We start from the raw sequence: 18,357 nt of genomic DNA, 5'->3' as shown, positions 1-18,357 counted from the left end.
CTATTCATGCCTCCCAGGCTAGGCACGAAGCAGGTGACCGGCAACGCTTTGATGAATATGCAGTTATGCGCGCAAGGATCGTCACCAATCTGTCGGCTCGGCAAATCCACAGCTATCCGGACATGTACAGGATTTTCAAAAACCAACCGCACACAAATGGGCAGGAATTTCCCGAAAACTTCCACCAATAATCAAGCCATATCCCACACAATCAGGCATTTGCTCTTCCTTTGCTCCGCATGAGTATAAAATCACTGTCATGGTCAACTACGTCGACAGGGAAACAACCCTGTGCATCTCTCTCGCTGCTCGTCCATCCAACCATGGTGTTCGTTTCCACAACTGGCTTTACGCTGAACTTGGATTGAACTACCTGTACAAGGCTGTTGCCCCAGCAGATATCACCGCTGCAGTCGCAGGTATCCGTGGTCTGAACATTCGCGGCGCAGGTGTCTCCATGCCATACAAGAGCGATGTCATCCCACTCATCGATGAGTTGCATCCTTCCGCAGAGCGCATACGTTCTGTTAACACCATCGTCAACAATGACGGACACCTTGTCGGATACAACACCGACTACACTGCGGTGTACCACCTCCTTGAAGAACACCGCGTGAACCCCAATGCACGAGTAGCTATCAAGGGATCCGGCGGCATGGCCAATGCTGTTGTTGCAGCTCTTGCTGAGTATGGTCTGAGTGGCACCGTCGTTGCCCGCAACCACACCACCGGTTCTGCGCTAGCTTCCCGTTACGGTTGGGAATACTCCGCAACTGTTCCGGAAGACGCAAAAATTTTGGTTAATGTAACCCCAATGGGAATGAATGGACCTGACCAAGACGTTGTATCTTTTGGTGAGGATGAAGTAGACCGAGCCGACGTAATCTTTGACTGCGTAGCATTCCCCGTCGAGACCCCACTGATTAAGTTGGCCAAGGAAAAGGGTAAGCAAACCATCGACGGCGGAGAAGTTGCCGCTCTTCAGGCAGCAGAGCAGTTCCACCTCTACACCGGAGTTCTTCCAACCAACGACCAGATCATTGCTGCGGAGGAGTTCTCCAAGTAAATTTCTCTCCCCTATTTTTAGGAGGCACCACATGGCTGAACACAACGCCATCATCACGGATGCAGTACATTCCGACCCCGCTGTTTTAGAAGACAACGCCGGGTTCAGCGGAAAGTACCTAATCCGTGCCCTGGACAAGGCAGCTCATATGCAAACAGGTGCCATCGAGGGATACATTTCTTGGCTTCGGAAGCACAATCCTGAGAAAACACCGGCGCAGCTGCAGGTACTCGTCGACAAGCATTTTATGCGCCTTGCCACCGGCTCTGGCGCTGGTGTGGGCATGGCTGCGGCCGTGCCAGGCATTGGCTTTGTCACGGGTGCTCTTGCCGTTGGTGCTGAATCGTTGGTGTTTTTGGATGCTGCTGCGTTTTACACCATGGCATCCGCGCACCTGCGTGGCATCGACATCCGCCATCCTGAACGCCGACGTGGTTTGATTTTGGTGGTTCTGCTGGGCACCGCAGGCAAAGCCATTGTTGACGCAGGCGTCGGTGATTTATCCAAGAAAAACCACGCGCCGGGCATTGCGATTTCCCGGTTTAATATCGGTGGCTTGATGGAAGTCAACGGCCGACTGATGCGCTACGCAGTGAAGGAAGTAAGCAAGCGTTTCCGTTCGGCATTGATTGGCAAAATTCTGCCGTTTGGTATCGGTGCGGTGCTGGGCACGATGGCCAACCGCAAAATTGCCAAGAGGACTGTCGGAAACGCATACGACTCTCTTGGTCCTCTCCCCACCCATTTTTAAGTACTCAAGACCCTTCCAACAGAAAGGATTACTCCCCCAACAGGCTCAAAAATACTGAAAGGCTCACGCATGAAAACTGAGCAATCCCAAAAAGCACAATTAGCCCCTAAGAAAGCACCTGAAAAGCCACAACGCATCCGCCAACTTATTTCCGTGGCGTGGCAGCGACCTTGGCTCACCTCATTCACCGTAATCAGCGCTTTAGCTGCAACGTTGTTTGAACTTACACTTCCTCTTTTGACCGGTGGCGCCATCGATATCGCGCTCGGAAATACCGGAGATACTTTAACCACTGACCTGCTGGACCGGTTCACTCCGAGTGGATTAAGCGTGTTGACCAGCGTCATTGCCCTTATCGTGCTTCTCGCGTTGCTTCGCTATGCCAGTCAATTTGGACGGCGATACACCGCAGGCAAGCTCAGCATGGGGGTACAGCATGATGTCCGGCTTAAAACGATGCGCTCATTGCAGAACCTCGATGGGCCAGGTCAGGACTCTATTCGCACAGGCCAAGTAGTCAGTCGGTCCATTTCGGATATCAACATGGTGCAAAGCCTTGTGGCGATGTTGCCGATGTTGATCGGAAATGTGGTCAAGCTTGTGCTCACTTTGGTGATCATGCTGGCTATTTCCCCGCCGCTGACCATCATCGCTGCAGTGTTGGTGCCTTTGCTGTTGTGGGCCGTGGCCTATTCGCGAAAAGCGCTTTTTGCGTCCACGTGGTCGGCCCAGCAAAAGGCTGCGGATCTGACCACTCATGTGGAAGAAACTGTCACGGGTATCCGCGTGGTCAAGGCATTTGCGCAGGAAGACCGCGAGACCGACAAATTGGATCTCACCGCACGTGAGTTATTTGCCCAGCGCATGCGCACTGCACGTCTGACGGCAAAGTTCATCCCCATGGTTGAGCAGCTTCCGCAGCTTGCTTTGGTGGTCAACATTGTTGGCGGTGGCTATTTGGCCATGACTGGTCACATCACGGTGGGCACGTTTGTGGCGTTTTCTTCCTATCTCACTAGCTTGTCGGCGGTGGCTAGGTCCCTGTCGGGCATGCTCATGCGCGTGCAGTTGGCGCTGTCTTCTGTGGAGCGCATCTTTGAAGTCATTGATCTTCAGCCTGAACGCACCGATCCTGCACACCCCCTGTCACTTCCCGACACTCCCCTGGGTCTGTCGTTCAACAACGTAGATTTCCGTGGGATTCTCAACGGTTTTGAGCTGGGTGTTCAGGCCGGTGAAACCGTTGTGTTGGTGGGCCCTCCAGGTTCAGGCAAGACCATGGCTGTGCAGCTTGCTGGAAACTTTTATCAACCAGACAGCGGCCACATCGCCTTTGATAGCAACGGCCATCGCACTCGCTTCGACGACCTCACCCACAGCGATATCCGCAGGAATCTCATCGCGGTTTTTGATGAGCCGTTCTTGTACTCCTCCTCCATCCGCGAGAACATCTCGATGGGTTTGGATGTCAGTGATGAGCAGATCGAACACGCAGCCAGGCTTGCCCAGGCTCATGATTTTATCGATCGCCTTCCAAACAAATACGAGGAAGTCATTGGCGAACGCGGCCTGACGCTTTCTGGTGGTCAACGCCAACGCATCGCCCTCGCACGGGCTTTCCTGGCGCATCCCAAAGTGTTGGTGCTTGATGATGCCACCTCTGCCATTGATGCCTCCACTGAGGACCGCATTTTCCAGGCCTTGCGCGAAGAACTGCACGATGTCACCATTTTGATCATCGCGCACCGCCACTCCACTTTGGAGCTCGGCGATCGGGTTGGTCTGGTCGAAGATGGACGGGTAACAGCACTGGGACCGTTGAGTGAGATGCGTGATCACGCTCGTTTCTCGCATCTGATGGCTCTTGATTTCCAGGATTCTCACGATCCGGAATTCACCCTCGACAACGGTTCACTACCCAGCCAAGAGCAATTGTGGCCGGAGGTCTCCACAGAAAAGCAGTACAAGATTCTTGCGCCTGCCCCTGGTCGAGGCCGTGGCATGTCCATGCCAGCAACCCCTGAGCTGCTCGCCCAGATTGAGGCGCTGCCAGCAGCAACGGAAGAAACACGAGTTGATGCCGGGAGGCTACGCACCAGTACCTCCGGTTTCAAATTGCTCAGTTTATTCAAGCAGGTCCGTTGGCTCGTCGTCGCGGTCATCGCGTTGTTGCTGGTGGGCGTAGCCGCCGATCTAGCATTTCCAACACTGATGCGCGCAGCCATCGACAACGGTGTGCAAGCACAAAGCACCTCCACGTTGTGGTGGATCGCCATCGCAGGCAGCGTAGTAGTCCTTCTGTCCTGGGCCGCCGCCGCGATCAACACGATTATCACGGCACGCACCGGTGAACGGCTGCTTTACGGCTTGCGTCTGCGCTCATTTGTGCATCTATTGCGCCTGTCCATGAGCTATTTCGAACGCACCATGTCCGGCCGCATCATGACGCGCATGACCACCGACATCGACAACCTCTCGTCCTTCCTCCAATCAGGTCTGGCGCAAACAGTTGTCTCTGTGGGCACGCTCATCGGTGTGGTCACCATGCTCGCCATCACCGACGCACAACTAGCACTCGTTGCGCTGTCCGTGGTGCCGATCATCATCGTGCTCACTCTCATTTTCCGACGCATCAGCTCCAGGCTGTACACCGCTTCACGCGAGCAAGCCAGCCAGGTCAACGCGGTATTCCACGAGTCCATCGCCGGTTTACGCACCGCGCAGATGCACCGCATGGAAGACCAAGTCTTTGACAATTATGCGGGCGAAGCAGAGGAATTCCGACGCCTGCGTGTGAAATCCCAGACGGCCATCGCCATCTACTTCCCCGGCCTTGGCGCGCTCTCTGAAATCGCCCAGGCACTCGTCCTCGGTTTCGGCGCACTGCAAGTAACGCGCGGCGACATCTCCACCGGCGTACTCGTGGCATTCGTGCTGTACATGGGCCTGATGTTCGGCCCCATCCAACAACTAAGCCAAATCTTCGACTCCTACCAACAAGCCGCCGTCGGCTTCCGTCGCATCACCGAACTGCTCGCAACGCAGCCCAGCGTCCCAGATCTGGGCACCAACAGGCACGCTAGGCAGGCTGCCACGCAGCCTTTATTGCTTGACGACGTCACCTTCGGCTATTCAGACGATCCGATCCTAGACAACGTCACCGTCCAGATCGAACCGGGAACCACCGTCGCTGTGGTGGGACCAACCGGCGCTGGAAAATCCACCGTGGTGAAACTCCTTTCCCGCCTCTACGACCCCAATGAAGGTGCCGTGAAAGCTGGCGAGATCGATATCAAGGACTTCCCCACCGCTGATTGGCGCCGCACAATCGGTACCGTGCCACAAGAAGCACACTTGTTTAGTGGAAGCATCGCCGACAACATTGGCTACGGATGCAGGGAGGCGTCGACAAGCAAAATCGAAGCGGCAGCACGCCGCGTCGGAGCCTTAAACGCCATCGCCGCCATCCCTGATGGTTTCAACCATCAAGTCGGTGAACGCGGGCGCAACCTGTCATCCGGACAGCGCCAACTGATCGCGCTGGCGCGCGCCGAACTTATCGAGCCTTCCATCATGCTTCTCGACGAAGCCACCTCCACCCTCGACCCCGCCACCGAAGCCGTTATCCTCAACGCCTCCGATCGAGTCACTAAGGGACGCACCAGCATCATCGTCGCGCACCGCTTGGCAACCGCTAAAAGGGCCGACCGTATTCTTGTTGTTGAACAAGGACGTATCATTGAGGACGGATCTCACGACGCGTTGTTGTCTGCTAACGGCACCTACGCCCGCATGTGGCATTTAATGGCCTGACACGTTATTTTTAGGAGAACTGTCAACAAATTAATGCTACAACTGGGGCTTAGGCATAATCAGCCAACGACCAACGTTACAGTGGATAAAACAAAGCTCAATAAACCCTCAAGAAGCAAGGAAAAGAGGCGAGTACCTGCCGTGAGCAGCGCTAGTACTTTCGGCCAGAATGCGTGGCTGGTAGACGAGATGTTCCAGCAGTTCCAGAAGGACCCCAAGTCCGTGGACAAGGAATGGAGAGAACTCTTTGAGGCGCAGGGGGGACCAAATACTACCCCCGCTACAACAGAAGCACAGCCTTCAGCGCCCAAGGAGTCTGCGAAACCAGCACCAAAGGCTGCCCCTGCAGCCAAGGCAGCACCGCGCGTAGAAACCAAGCCGGCCGACAAGACCGCCCCTAAGGCCAAGGAGTCCTCAGTGCCACAGCAACCTAAGCTTCCGGAGCCAGGACAAACCCCAATCAGGGGTATTTTCAAGTCCATCGCGAAGAACATGGATATCTCCCTGGAAATCCCAACCGCAACCTCGGTTCGCGATATGCCAGCTCGCCTCATGTTCGAAAACCGCGCGATGGTCAACGATCAGCTCAAGCGCACCCGCGGTGGCAAGATCTCCTTCACCCACATCATTGGCTACGCCATGGTGAAGGCAGTCATGGCTCACCCGGACATGAACAACTCCTACGACGTCATCGACGGCAAGCCAACCCTGATCGTGCCTGAGCACATCAACCTGGGCCTTGCTATCGACCTTCCTCAGAAGGACGGCTCCCGCGCACTTGTCGTAGCAGCCATCAAGGAAACCGAGAAGATGAACTTCTCCGAGTTCCTCGCAGCCTACGAAGACATCGTGGCACGCTCCCGCAAGGGCAAGCTCACCATGGATGACTACCAGGGCGTTACCGTTTCCTTGACCAACCCAGGTGGCATCGGTACCCGCCACTCTGTTCCACGTCTAACCAAGGGCCAGGGCACCATCATCGGTGTCGGTTCCATGGATTACCCAGCAGAGTTCCAGGGCGCTTCAGAAGACCGCCTTGCAGAGCTCGGCGTTGGCAAACTTGTCACCATCACCTCCACCTACGATCACCGCGTGATCCAGGGTGCTGTGTCCGGTGAATTCCTGCGCACCATGTCTCGCCTGCTCACCGATGATTCCTTCTGGGATGAGATCTTCGACGCAATGAACGTTCCTTACACCCCAATGCGTTGGGCACAGGACGTTCCAAACACCGGTGTTGATAAGAACACCCGCGTCATGCAGCTCATTGAGGCATACCGCTCCCGTGGACACCTCATCGCTGACACCAACCCACTTTCATGGGTTCAGCCTGGCATGCCAGTTCCAGACCACCGCGACCTCGACATCGAGACCCACAACCTGACCATCTGGGATCTGGACCGTACCTTCAACGTCGGTGGCTTCGGCGGCAAGGAGACCATGACCCTGCGCGAGGTACTGTCCCGCCTCCGCGCTGCGTACACCCTCAAGGTCGGCTCCGAATACACCCACATCCTGGACCGCGACGAGCGCACCTGGCTGCAGGACCGCCTCGAGGCCGGAATGCCAAAGCCAACCCAGGCAGAGCAGAAGTACATCCTGCAGAAGCTGAACGCCGCGGAGGCTTTCGAGAACTTCCTGCAGACCAAGTACGTCGGCCAGAAGCGCTTCTCCCTCGAAGGTGCAGAAGCACTTATCCCACTGATGGACTCCGCCATCGACACCGCCGCAGGCCAAGGCCTCGACGAAGTTGTCATCGGTATGCCACACCGTGGTCGCCTCAACGTGCTGTTCAACATCGTGGGCAAGCCACTGGCATCCATCTTCAACGAGTTTGAAGGCCAAATGGAGCAGGGCCAGATCGGTGGCTCCGGTGACGTGAAGTACCACCTCGGTTCCGAAGGCCAGCACCTGCAGATGTTCGGCGACGGCGAGATCAAGGTCTCCCTGACTGCTAACCCGTCCCACCTGGAAGCTGTTAACCCAGTGATGGAAGGTATCGTCCGCGCAAAGCAGGACTACCTGGACAAGGGCGTAGACGGCAAGACTGTTGTGCCACTGCTGCTCCACGGTGACGCTGCATTCGCAGGCCTGGGCATCGTGCCAGAAACCATCAACCTGGCTAAGCTGCGTGGCTACGACGTCGGCGGCACCATCCACATCGTGGTGAACAACCAGATCGGCTTCACCACCACCCCAGACTCCAGCCGCTCCATGCACTACGCAACCGACTACGCCAAGGCATTCGGCTGCCCAGTCTTCCACGTCAACGGCGACGACCCAGAGGCAGTTGTCTGGGTTGGCCAGCTGGCCACCGAGTACCGTCGTCGCTTCGGCAAGGACGTCTTCATCGACCTCGTCTGCTACCGCCTCCGCGGCCACAACGAAGCTGATGATCCTTCCATGACCCAGCCAAAGATGTATGAGCTCATCACCGGCCGCGAGACCGTTCGTGCTCAGTACACCGAAGACCTGCTCGGACGTGGAGACCTCTCCAACGAAGATGCAGAAGCAGTCGTCCGCGACTTCCACGACCAGATGGAATCTGTGTTCAACGAAGTCAAGGAAGGCGGCAAGAAGCAGGCTGAGGCACAGACCGGCATCACCGGCTCCCAGAAGCTTCCACACGGCCTTGAGACCAACATCTCCCGTGAAGAGCTCCTGGAACTGGGACAGGCTTTCGCCAACACCCCAGAAGGCTTCAACTACCACCCACGTGTGGCTCCCGTTGCTAAGAAGCGCGTCTCCTCTGTCACCGAAGGTGGCATCGACTGGGCATGGGGCGAGCTCCTCGCCTTCGGTTCCCTGGCTAACTCCGGCCGCTTGGTTCGCCTTGCAGGTGAAGATTCCCGCCGCGGTACCTTCACCCAGCGCCACGCAGTTGCCATCGACCCAGCGACCGCTGAAGAGTTCAACCCACTCCACGAGCTTGCACAGTCCAAGGGCAACAACGGTAAGTTCCTGGTCTACAACTCCGCACTGACCGAGTACGCAGGCATGGGCTTCGAGTACGGCTACTCCGTAGGAAACGAAGACTCCATCGTTGCATGGGAAGCACAGTTCGGCGACTTCGCCAACGGCGCTCAGACCATCATCGATGAGTACGTCTCCTCAGGCGAAGCTAAGTGGGGCCAGACCTCCAAGCTGATCCTTCTGCTGCCTCACGGCTACGAAGGCCAGGGCCCAGACCACTCTTCCGCACGTATCGAGCGCTTCCTGCAGCTGTGCGCTGAGGGTTCCATGACTGTTGCTCAGCCATCCACCCCAGCAAACCACTTCCACCTACTGCGTCGTCACGCTCTGTCCGACCTGAAGCGTCCACTGGTTATCTTCACCCCGAAGTCCATGCTGCGTAACAAGGCTGCTGCCTCCGCACCAGAAGACTTCACTGAGGTCACCAAGTTCCAGTCCGTGATCAACGATCCAAACGTTGCAGATGCAGCCAAGGTGAAGAAGGTCATGCTGGTCTCCGGCAAGCTGTACTACGAATTGGCAAAGCGCAAGGAGAAGGACGGACGCGACGACATCGCGATCGTTCGTATCGAAATGCTCCACCCAATTCCGTTCAACCGCATCTCCGAGGCTCTTGCCGGCTACCCTAACGCTGAGGAAGTCCTCTTCGTTCAGGATGAGCCAGCAAACCAGGGCCCATGGCCGTTCTACCAGGAGCACCTCCCAGAGCTGATCCCGAACATGCCAAAGATGCGCCGCGTTTCCCGCCGCGCTCAGTCCTCCACCGCAACTGGTGTTGCCAAGGTGCACCAGCTGGAGGAGAAGCAGCTTATCGACGAGGCTTTCGAGGCTTAAGTCTTTATAGTCCTGCACTAGCCTAGAAGGGCCTTATGCCGTGTGAATCACACAGCATACGGCCCTTTTTGCTGCCGTGGTTGCCTAAGGTGGAAGGTATGAAACGAATCTGTGCGGTCGCGATCTCTTCAGTACTTTTGTTAAGTGGCTGCTCCTCCACTTCCACAACGCAGCTCGAGGGATTCGATGGACGCTCAGCGCAGGAGATCATCACAGAACTTGATCAAACCCCAGTCGCAGACAGAGCAACTAACCTCATGGCCTCCATTCGGGCAGATGAGTTAATTCTGTCGGATCAAAGCGGACAGCTCAGCATTGACATGCCTGCAGATGAGTTCTATATCTCCGCAGCCCCGTACACCACCACAACCCACGAGTGCTTCTATCACAGCCTCACCACATGTACTGGTGAACTCGCCAACACCCCAGTGAAAGTAACGGTGGTGGCAGATAATGGAGAAACCATCCTCGAAGAGGACACCATCACCTACGATAATGGATTTGTTGGGATGTGGCTCCCCCGCAACATTGATGCCACACTCACCATCGAACATGACGGCCTGAAATCCACCCAGCCGATCTCTACGGGTGATGACGCCCCCACGTGCATCACCACGGCTGAACTAGCGTGAAAATCCTTTAGACAATAAGAAATCCAGCGCAGTTTCAGAGGTTGTGCCTGTTGTTTGGGCGTCCTTGACCAATGCTTCCAAATCGCTTGTACCCAAAGAACCGCTCACAAAGTTCAGGGTGTCCCGATTGTCCCTATCCAGATTGGGCTTTCTATAAATTGGCACGATGTTTTGAGGCAGCGACGTATCGTCCTTACAACCAATAGCATTGGAAGGATCGGTGGCCACGATGGAGTCCGGCAGCGATCCTTGGAGAGCATCGTAGACTTTTTCGCGCCATTCACCAGAGTTTTTATCAAAGGCTGTCTGATTAGCGTATTCGACGGCAAACTCGGAGGCTAAATCTGGGTTGTAATATTCCAGTAATTGTCCTGAGCAAGCAATCACCAAATCAGTGCTGTCATCTCGCAGCATAGATAGTTGCTCATCCAAGTCGCCGTCAATCAGCTGAACTGATGCAGATCTGCCACGTTCCACTAATGCGGTCTCATACAGCTTCCCCAGCACAAAAGACTCAATCTCCCCATTGGGAGAGACAATCTGCACAGTATCAACGTTTCCCAACGGAACAGGTGGTGAAGGTTCTTGGGAAAGCGTTGAGCATCCCGCTACCGAGGCACCAAGCGCAAGGACTAAAATCCGCTTCCCCACATTTTTCATAGGCGTTAGTTTAACTTATTGGCGGAGATCTCGAGTTTTCAGGGCAATCATGTCTCGAGCTTCCCGAGCACGTTCTGGGGAACAAATCACATCATAGCGCCCCGCCACAATTTGAGTTGAAGAGGTAAAGTCCCGCTTGCCTTTGGAAGCAGCATAAGGAACTGCTGCACCGACAATGCCAAACACCAAACCCATACCTATTCCCGCTGCGATGGAAGAGAACCAGAATCCAGACATCAAGGCCATGACAATGCCAAAGAACAGACCCAACCATGCGCCAGATGCCATTCCTCCGGCAATCACACGACCCCACGTGAGACGACCTGTAACGCGTTCCACTTCAATCAGGTCCACACCAACAATGGTCAATTCGGTGACGGGGAATGCATTATCACTGAGCAAATCCACTGCTGCTTGGGCTTCTGGGTATGTTTCAAAGCTTCCCACTGGCCATCCTTCTGGGCGCTTCTTTTCCAGCGACACAGATGCGGCATCGGGCCGTGGTTGAGTCATCTTTATCATCTTCCTTTTCACTTTTTCAGTTCACATTTACAACGTACACGCTGGTGAAATGGTTCCCGTAGACTAGGCGTTCATGAGTGGAATTTCCCGACTTTACGTGGGCCGCCTCGCTGGGATGGTGGTCCGAGGCCCCGATACGGATGCTATTGGTCGCGTCCGCGATGTCGTGGTGAATATTCGCCCTTATGGGCATGATTCCCGCGCATTGGGATTAGTGGTTGAGCTAGTTAATAATAAACGCCGTATTTTTGTCCCCATGTTGCGTATCGCTGCCATTGAACCGAAAGACATTACTTTGGTTACCGGTTCTGTATCACTTCGAACCTTTCGCGTGCGCACCGGTGAATTGCAGGTCATGGGCGATATTGTGGGTGCAAAAGTACATACCGATGATCCAGAGCTGCAACAATTCCACGGTCGCGCGGTAGAAATCGCCGATGTGGAGCTGGAGTTATCGCGCACTCGCGATTGGATCATCACGCGCGTGGCGGTGCTGGGTGAGCGCCCTAAATTTGGCCGGCGCCCAGTGCTGCACACAGTGCCGTGGAGTCATATCCACGGCATCACCGCAGGTGGTGTCGGCGAGTCCAATCACACCGCCGAACTCATCGCAGGGTTTGAGGATATGAGGCCTGCGGACGTCGCAAAGCAGCTTTATCAGCTGCCTACGGCTCAGCGTACCGAAGTGACGGAAGAGCTTGACGACGAAAAGCTGGCGGATATCCTGCAGGAATTGTCCGAGGACCGCCAAGCCGAGTTGATTGAAGAATTAGACATCGAACGTGCCGCGGACATTCTGGAGGAAATGGATCCAGATGATGCTGCAGACTTGTTGGGTGAGCTGCCTGATGACAAAGCTGATGTGTTGTTGGATCTGATGGACCCTGAGGAATCTGCGCCGGTGCGTCGTTTGATGGATTTCTCCCCGGACACCGTTGGTGCGCTGATGACTCCTGAGCCATTAATTATGGATCCTTCCACCACAGTCGCTGAAGCGTTGGCGATGGCCAGAAACCCCGACCTTCCTACTTCTTTGGCATCGTTGATCTTTGTGGTGCGCCCACCCACGGCCACGCCTACTGGAAAATACCTCGGCTGCGTGCATCTGCAGAAACTGCTTCGGGAGCCTCCATCAAGTTTGATTGGTGGCATCCTCGACCCCGATCTGCCACCGCTCTACGCTGATGATTCTCAAGAAACCGCAGCTCGATTCTTTGCCACCTACAACTTGGTGTGCGGCCCCGTCTTGGATGAAAACCGCCATCTGCTTGGTGCCGTAGCTGTCGATGACTTGCTCGACCACATGCTGCCAGAAGACTGGCGCGACGCCGGAATCCGACCAGGAAAGGAGCACACCCATGGCTGATTTCAACCGCTCTGAATTAGACAGCCCACTTTTTGGATCCCGCAAACGATTTAAATTCGACGATGACACCATTGGTGCCTACGCCGAAAAAGTAGCCCGGTTCTTTGGCACGGGACAGTACCTGTTTTGGCAAACCATTTTCGTGGTGGTGTGGATTTTCCTCAACATCGGTGGTTGGGCCTGGAGTTGGGACCCCTACCCTTTCATCCTGCTCAACCTGGCATTCTCCACGCAGGCTGCTTATGCTGCTCCGCTGATCCTGTTGGCGCAAAACCGTCAAGAAGACCGCGATAAGCACACCATTTTGGCGGATCGTCGGCGTGCTGAAGAGACAAAAGCCGATACTGAATTCCTCGCACGGGAACTCGCAGGCGTTCGCTTAGCCTTGGGAGATACTGTCACACGTGACTATTTGCGCCATGAGTTAGAAGATCTCCGCGGACTTCTTGACCGCATTGAAGCCAAGCTCGACGACGAGGCAGCGTCCCGTATTGCAGACCGCCACGAACAGCACGGATCAGGACCTCAAGATTTGTCTGACCCCACTCAGGGTGATGTTGCAGACGAATTTTAGGGAGTATCAAAACTTGGGACTACTATCGATACGTGATGACTCAAGTAACCGAATCCGCTGTCCGCAGCGCGCTATCCCGCGTAGAGGATCCAGAGATCGGTAAGCCCATCACAGAGCTCGGCATGGTCAAATCAGTGTCCATCGACGGCTCTGATGTCCAGGTGGAGGTCTACCTGACGATCGCGGCTTGCCCGATGAAAACCACCATTGTCACCAACACTGAAGCAGCTCTCAAAGACATCGACGGGGTTGGCCAAGTTCATGTCACCACCGATGTCATGAGTGATGAACAGCGCCGTGCGCTCCGCGTCTCCCTGCGCGGTGAAACTTCTGAGCCAGTGATTCCATTCGCTCAGCCTGGTTCCACTACCCGCGTTTACGCTGTTGCTTCCGGCAAAGGTGGCGTAGGAAAATCCTCCATGACGGTGAACTTGGCTGCAGCCCTAGCCAAGCGCGGGCTGTCTGTGGGAATTTTGGATGCCGATATTTACGGACACTCAGTGCCCGGAATGCTCGGCTCGGACCAACGCCCACACCAGGTCGATGACATGATCATGCCTCCCCAGGCGCACGGCGTGAAGATGATATCCATTGCTCACTTCACCGAAGGAAATGCTCCTGTGGTGTGGCGTGGACCAATGCTGCACCGTGCCATCCAGCAATTCCTCACTGACGTGTTCTGGGGCGACCTGGATATTTTGCTGCTGGATCTTCCTCCAGGAACTGGTGACATCGCCATCACCGTTGCCCAATTGATCCCGAATGCTGAGTTGCTCATTGTGACCACTCCTCAGGCTGCCGCAGCTGAGGTTGCCGAGCGAGCAGGAACGATCTCTGTGCAGACCAACCAGAAGGTTGCTGGCGTGATTGAAAACATGTCTGCCATGGTGCTTCCTGATGGCACCACCATGGATGTTTTCGGCACCGGCGGCGGTCAAAAGATTGCTGATCGTCTTACCGCTGTGACAGGTGAAGAGGTCAAGGTTATCGGATCTGTTCCATTGGATCCGAACCTGCGTATCGGTGGCGATGTGGGAAATCCTATTGCGATTTCTGAACCACACTCCCCAACCGCTGCAGCGATCAATGAGATCGCTGAACACCTAGCTCACCGCAAGGTATCGCTGGTGGGTAAAACGCTTGGGCTTGGCGTTAAATAAAAGCTAAATAATATCGGTCCAAGAGACGCCACCTGAGTAATTCGGGCCGTCTTTTGGATCGTTTTGCGTTGGGCGTGCGGTGGAACCATCAGCTGGACGTTCCACCACATTCGCATTGTTGTCAGCTGCCTGCTTGTTGCGCTGAGCTTCGCCTTCTGTTCCTTCGGCCATGATCTTCTTTGGATCAAAGTCATCCAGGAACGAGGAATCATTATCAAATAACGCCTTAGTGATGGCCGTCTTGGGGCTCATCCGGCTGTACTGTGCAACCTGGGTTAGTGGCTTTCGGATTTCATCAAATTCCGAACCAAAATCACTGTCCAACGACTGCTTTGCATTGTCGATAGCGGTACGTGCAGCGAGCAGCGCAGCGCGTGCGTCCTGGATCAAACGAGGCAACCGTTCCGGGCCGATGACAACAAGGCCCACAACGACTAAGAGGAAGATCTCTCCCCAACCCACGCTAGAAAACATCAGACCGGTCTTTCAGAAAATGTAAATAAGGATTAAAAATTAGCGGCCTTGGTTCTTACGAACTGCGCGCACTACGGACTCAACTTTAGCCACAAAAGACTCTGGGCGCTGCATTGCTAAATTCTCTGCGCCAGGGCCAGGCATGCACTCAGTGGCGAGGCTGGCAAGCCGTGCTTTGAGGTCCATTGGGGCGGACACTTCTTCGTTTTTGCACTCTGAGCGGAGATAATCAACGGTTTCCCGCTGACGGTTAATCTCTTCCCTACATTCAGCGCAGTGCACAATGTGCAGCCTGGCGCGATGCATGGCGCCACGGGACAGTTCATTGTCTACAAACATGGCTGCGGCGTCTGCTGAAAGGTGATCAACAGAGGAAAACTCTTTAGCCTTGTTTTTAACTTGTGCTGTTTTTGTTCGAACATCCAAAACATCCCGCGCTACTGAATCAAAACTTGGCCTGCTGCGCTTTGCTTTAGATCCTGCACGATCTCGACTTTTAGCTTGGAGATTCGCGGTGGTGTCGGAATTGAACATATCTTCCGATGACCTCCTGTGTCTCGACTTTCAAGGATGTGGGTAACTTCTTATCCAAGATACCTACTACTCAAAACGGATGTCGCCTGTGATAAGTTCCCTGTCCGCACCACGAACCCCAAAATAATGCACTGAGCTGCAAAAATGACACGACATTTGCGTTTGTCGTGTCAGAAAACACACCAACTTTAGTGGGTTGGAACCAACAAAGAAACTTCCTCGCTGGTCATTGCTGCAGCTTCCAAACTTGCACGAAGCTGGCTGCGTCCACGGTGAATACGGGAACGCACGGTACCCATTTTCACTCCGAGGGTCTCTGCGATTTCGTCATAGCTCATACCAACAACATCACAGAGGATCACTGCCACGCGGAAGTCTGGGCTCAACTCATCGAGGGCTGCCTGCAGAGCTGGGTCAAGGTTAGCTTCGGTGTATGCCTGCTCTGGGGTGATGTCATTGCCCGGAACGCGCTCATAATCTTCAGGCAGCGCCTCCATGCGGATCTTGCCGCGGTGGCGAACCATATCAAGGAACAAGTTGGTGGTGATGCGGTGCAGCCAGCCCTCAAAGGTGCCTGGCTGGTAGCTCTTCAACGAGCGGAAGACACGCATGAATGTTTCTTGGGTCAGGTCTTCAGCATCGTGCTGGTTGCCGGAAAGACGGTACGCGAGGCGGTAAACGCTATCTGCATGTTCTGCGACTAGCTCGCCCCATGTTGGCATGTCTGCCTGTCCAGCATCGAATGCTGCAGTGCCCGTGAGTTCTTCAGCATGTTCTGCTTGAACGGTTTCGATTACGACGGGTGCGTCATCTCGGGACTTCTTTTTCATATAAGTCATTTTGCCCCACTGAACTTGGGAAATCTAGATTACATCCTGTGCATCTTCTGGCAATTGTGAATTCATTTGCACTTAATGCGTGTAGGTACTTCACATCTCGCCTGCTCGCTCTAGACTATAACGCGTGAGTAACGCCTTCGAGTATCTTCGCACTTATGTCGAGTCCACTACTGAAACCGACGCTGCTGTAGCGCGCGCTCGTGAAGACGCCGCCGAGTTCGGTCTCCCCGCCCCGGATGAAATGACTGGCCAGCTGCTAACCACTTTGGCTGCCACCACCAATGGCAACGGCTCCACTGGTGCCATCGCGATTACCCCGGCTGCCGGGTTGGTGGGTCTGTATATCCTGAACGGACTGGCCGATAACACCACACTGACCTGCATTGATCCTGAATCAGAGCATCAGCGCCAGGCCAAAGCACTCTTCCGCGAGGCCGGCTATTCCCCCAGCCGCGTACGCTTCTTGCTCTCGCGCCCGCTCGACGTGATGAGTCGCCTTGCCAACGACAGCTATCAGCTTGTCTTCGGCCAAGTCTCCCCCATGGATTTAAAGGCGCTTGTCGACGCCGCCTGGCCGCTTCTTCGACGAGGCGGTGCGCTGGTGCTCGCCGATGCGCTCCTTGACGGCACCATTGCGGATCAAACCCGCAAGGATCGTGACACCCAAGCAGCACGTGACGCCGATGAATATATTCGTTCCATTGAAGGCGCACACGTTGCTCGCCTGCCCCTTGGTGCAGGCTTAACCGTGGTGACTAAAGCCTAGAGGGGGACGTCGAGAAGCGAAAAAAGGGACCTTTTAAGGTCCCTTTCCCGTTTAGACTACCTGGTTCTTACCGACAACCACGACGCCGCCGGCGCTCACCTTGAAGCGCTGCGCATCGCGCACTTGGTCGACACCGATGAGCTCTCCGTCGCGGACAACCACGTTCTTGTCCAGAATCGCATGGCGGACAACAGCACCCTTACCGATGCGCACGCCTGGCATCAGCACTGCACCTTCCACCGTTGCGCCCTCTTCGACGACAACGTTGTTGGACAGCACGGAGTTGCGAACAGTCCCAGCAGAAATGATGGAACCTGAAGACACCATCGACGACTGCGCGATACCGCCCCGAACGAACTTAGCCGGAGGCAAGTTACCTTCAGAGGTCGTGTGGATTGGCCACTCAGAGTTATACAGATTGAAGATTGGGTGCACGGAAATCAGGTCCATGTGGCACTCGTAGAACGCATCAATGGTACCGACGTCGCGCCAGTAGCCCTTGTCACGCTCAGTTGCGCCAGGAACAATGTTTCCGGAGAAATCATAAACATGCGCATCATTGCGAGAGACGAAGTACGGAATGATGTCTCCGCCCATGTCATGATCACTGTTCTCGTTATTTTCATCATCTTTCAGCGCCTGGATCAGGGCTTCAGTGGTGAAAATGTAGTTACCCATCGACGCGTAAGTCATGTCAGGATCATCAGGGGTTCCCGGAGGGTCAGCTGGCTTTTCCAAGAACTCGGTTATGTTGCCGTCGACATCGGACTGGATGCAACCAAACGCAGTTGCTTCCTCACGTGGAACGCGAATACCTGCCACAGACACCGCGCGACCAGATGCAATGTGCTCATCTAGCATCTGGCTTGGGTCCATGCGATACACGTGGTCCGCGCCGAAAACGATGACATAATCCGGTTTCTCATCAGAGATCAAGTTCAGAGACTGCAAAATTGCATCCGCGGAACCAGTGAACCATCGCTTGCCCAGGCGCTGCTGCGCAGGAACAGAAGCAATGTACTGCCCCGTTGGACCAGACACGTTCCACGACAATGAAATATGCCTATCCAATGAATGCGACTTGTACTGAGTCAGTACCGCGATCTTGAGGAATCCGGAGTTCACCAGGTTCGACAAAACAAAGTCGATCAATCTGTAAGTTCCGCCGAATGGGACCGCAGGCTTAGCTCGGTCCTCCGTCAACGGAAAAAGTCGTTTGCCCTCGCCACCTGCGAGAACGATTGCTAGAACATTTGGTCTACCCTTCACACCCTTAACCATAAAGGCAAAATAACTATCCCGCATGAAAGCTGGGTAACAAATTGTCTAAACATCGTTTTGGGGTCCGAATGATAGCCCCTTTTAATGCCCCCATTTCGGTATCGCTGCGCAA

Annotated in this window: 15 protein-coding genes; 9 read left to right on the top strand and 6 right to left on the bottom strand. The window is 54.9% G+C overall.

Annotation, left to right across the window (positions count from 1 at the left end; genetic code table 11):
• Window positions 1–259 precede the first annotated feature (259 nt).
• From CGL_RS05650 to CGL_RS05630, 5 genes are all read left to right on the top strand, one after another.
• Window positions 260–1,066: a shikimate 5-dehydrogenase gene (locus CGL_RS05650; RefSeq protein WP_011014141.1), complete on the top strand. Its 807-nt coding sequence runs from the start codon at window positions 260–262 to the stop codon at window positions 1,064–1,066.
• 31 nt (window positions 1,067–1,097) lie between these two features.
• On the top strand, window positions 1,098–1,817 hold the full coding sequence (locus CGL_RS05645; protein WP_011014140.1) for a hypothetical protein: 720 nt from the start codon (window positions 1,098–1,100) through the stop codon (window positions 1,815–1,817).
• Between the two features lie 69 nt (window positions 1,818–1,886).
• Window positions 1,887–5,630: an ABC transporter ATP-binding protein gene (locus tag CGL_RS05640; RefSeq protein ID WP_011014139.1), complete on the top strand. Its 3,744-nt coding sequence runs from the start codon at window positions 1,887–1,889 to the stop codon at window positions 5,628–5,630.
• A 141-nt stretch (window positions 5,631–5,771) separates the two neighbouring features.
• Entirely contained in the window at window positions 5,772–9,437 is a 3,666-nt protein-coding gene (locus tag CGL_RS05635; protein ID WP_011014138.1) for a multifunctional oxoglutarate decarboxylase/oxoglutarate dehydrogenase thiamine pyrophosphate-binding subunit/dihydrolipoyllysine-residue succinyltransferase subunit, read from the top strand.
• A 98-nt stretch (window positions 9,438–9,535) separates the two neighbouring features.
• Window positions 9,536–10,069: a CueP family metal-binding protein gene (locus CGL_RS05630; RefSeq protein ID WP_011014137.1), complete on the top strand. Its 534-nt coding sequence runs from the start codon at window positions 9,536–9,538 to the stop codon at window positions 10,067–10,069.
• On the opposite strand, the gene CGL_RS05625 is transcribed toward CGL_RS05630, so the two are convergent.
• Window positions 10,061–10,729, bottom strand: a complete 669-nt coding sequence (locus CGL_RS05625; protein ID WP_011014136.1) for a hypothetical protein — start codon at window positions 10,727–10,729, stop codon at window positions 10,061–10,063. The two genes, CGL_RS05630 and CGL_RS05625, sit on opposite strands and share 9 nt — an antisense overlap.
• Before the next feature lie 15 nt (window positions 10,730–10,744).
• Window positions 10,745–11,242, bottom strand: coding sequence for a general stress protein (locus CGL_RS05620; RefSeq protein WP_011014135.1), 498 nt, complete (start codon window positions 11,240–11,242; stop codon window positions 10,745–10,747).
• 82 nt (window positions 11,243–11,324) lie between these two features.
• On the opposite strand from CGL_RS05620, the gene CGL_RS05615 reads away from it, so the two are divergent.
• The 3 genes from CGL_RS05615 to CGL_RS05605 are packed head-to-tail and all read left to right on the top strand — an operon-like array spanning window position 11,325 to window position 14,351.
• Entirely contained in the window at window positions 11,325–12,617 is a 1,293-nt protein-coding gene (locus CGL_RS05615) for a magnesium transporter MgtE N-terminal domain-containing protein (RefSeq protein ID WP_003854992.1), read from the top strand.
• Window positions 12,610–13,191 (top strand): DUF1003 domain-containing protein, encoded by a 582-nt coding sequence (locus CGL_RS05610; RefSeq protein WP_003854995.1) that lies wholly within the window; start codon window positions 12,610–12,612, stop codon window positions 13,189–13,191. The genes CGL_RS05615 and CGL_RS05610 overlap by 8 nt, the downstream gene beginning before the upstream one ends.
• A gap of 35 nt (window positions 13,192–13,226) precedes the next feature.
• Window positions 13,227–14,351 carry an Mrp/NBP35 family ATP-binding protein gene (locus CGL_RS05605; RefSeq protein WP_011014134.1) on the top strand — a complete coding sequence of 375 codons (1,125 nt, stop codon included), beginning with the start codon at window positions 13,227–13,229 and terminating at the stop codon, window positions 14,349–14,351.
• A gap of 3 nt (window positions 14,352–14,354) precedes the next feature.
• Here the strand turns inward: CGL_RS05605 and tatB are convergent, their stop codons facing one another.
• The 3 genes from tatB to sigE form a co-directional block, all read right to left on the bottom strand.
• Window positions 14,355–14,825, bottom strand: a complete 471-nt coding sequence (gene tatB / locus CGL_RS05600; RefSeq protein WP_003854998.1) for a Sec-independent protein translocase subunit TatB — start codon at window positions 14,823–14,825, stop codon at window positions 14,355–14,357.
• A gap of 39 nt (window positions 14,826–14,864) precedes the next feature.
• Window positions 14,865–15,359, bottom strand: coding sequence for a hypothetical protein (locus tag CGL_RS05595; RefSeq protein ID WP_003855000.1), 495 nt, complete (start codon window positions 15,357–15,359; stop codon window positions 14,865–14,867).
• Between the two features lie 188 nt (window positions 15,360–15,547).
• Entirely contained in the window at window positions 15,548–16,189 is a 642-nt protein-coding gene (sigE, locus tag CGL_RS05590; protein ID WP_003855001.1) for an RNA polymerase sigma factor SigE, read from the bottom strand.
• A gap of 133 nt (window positions 16,190–16,322) precedes the next feature.
• On the opposite strand from sigE, the gene CGL_RS05585 reads away from it, so the two are divergent.
• A complete protein-coding gene (locus CGL_RS05585; protein ID WP_003863800.1) occupies window positions 16,323–16,964 on the top strand; it encodes an O-methyltransferase in 642 nt (213 codons plus the stop codon).
• A 51-nt stretch (window positions 16,965–17,015) separates the two neighbouring features.
• Here CGL_RS05585 and glgC read toward each other — a convergent pair whose 3' ends face one another.
• Window positions 17,016–18,245 (bottom strand): glucose-1-phosphate adenylyltransferase, encoded by a 1,230-nt coding sequence (gene glgC, locus CGL_RS05580; protein WP_011014133.1) that lies wholly within the window; start codon window positions 18,243–18,245, stop codon window positions 17,016–17,018.
• Window positions 18,246–18,357 lie beyond the last annotated feature (112 nt).

Source organism: Corynebacterium glutamicum ATCC 13032 (assembly GCF_000011325.1).
GTDB classification, from domain to species: Bacteria; Actinomycetota; Actinomycetes; order Mycobacteriales; family Mycobacteriaceae; genus Corynebacterium; species Corynebacterium glutamicum.
This window is presented reverse-complemented; position numbering and strand designations above follow the sequence as displayed.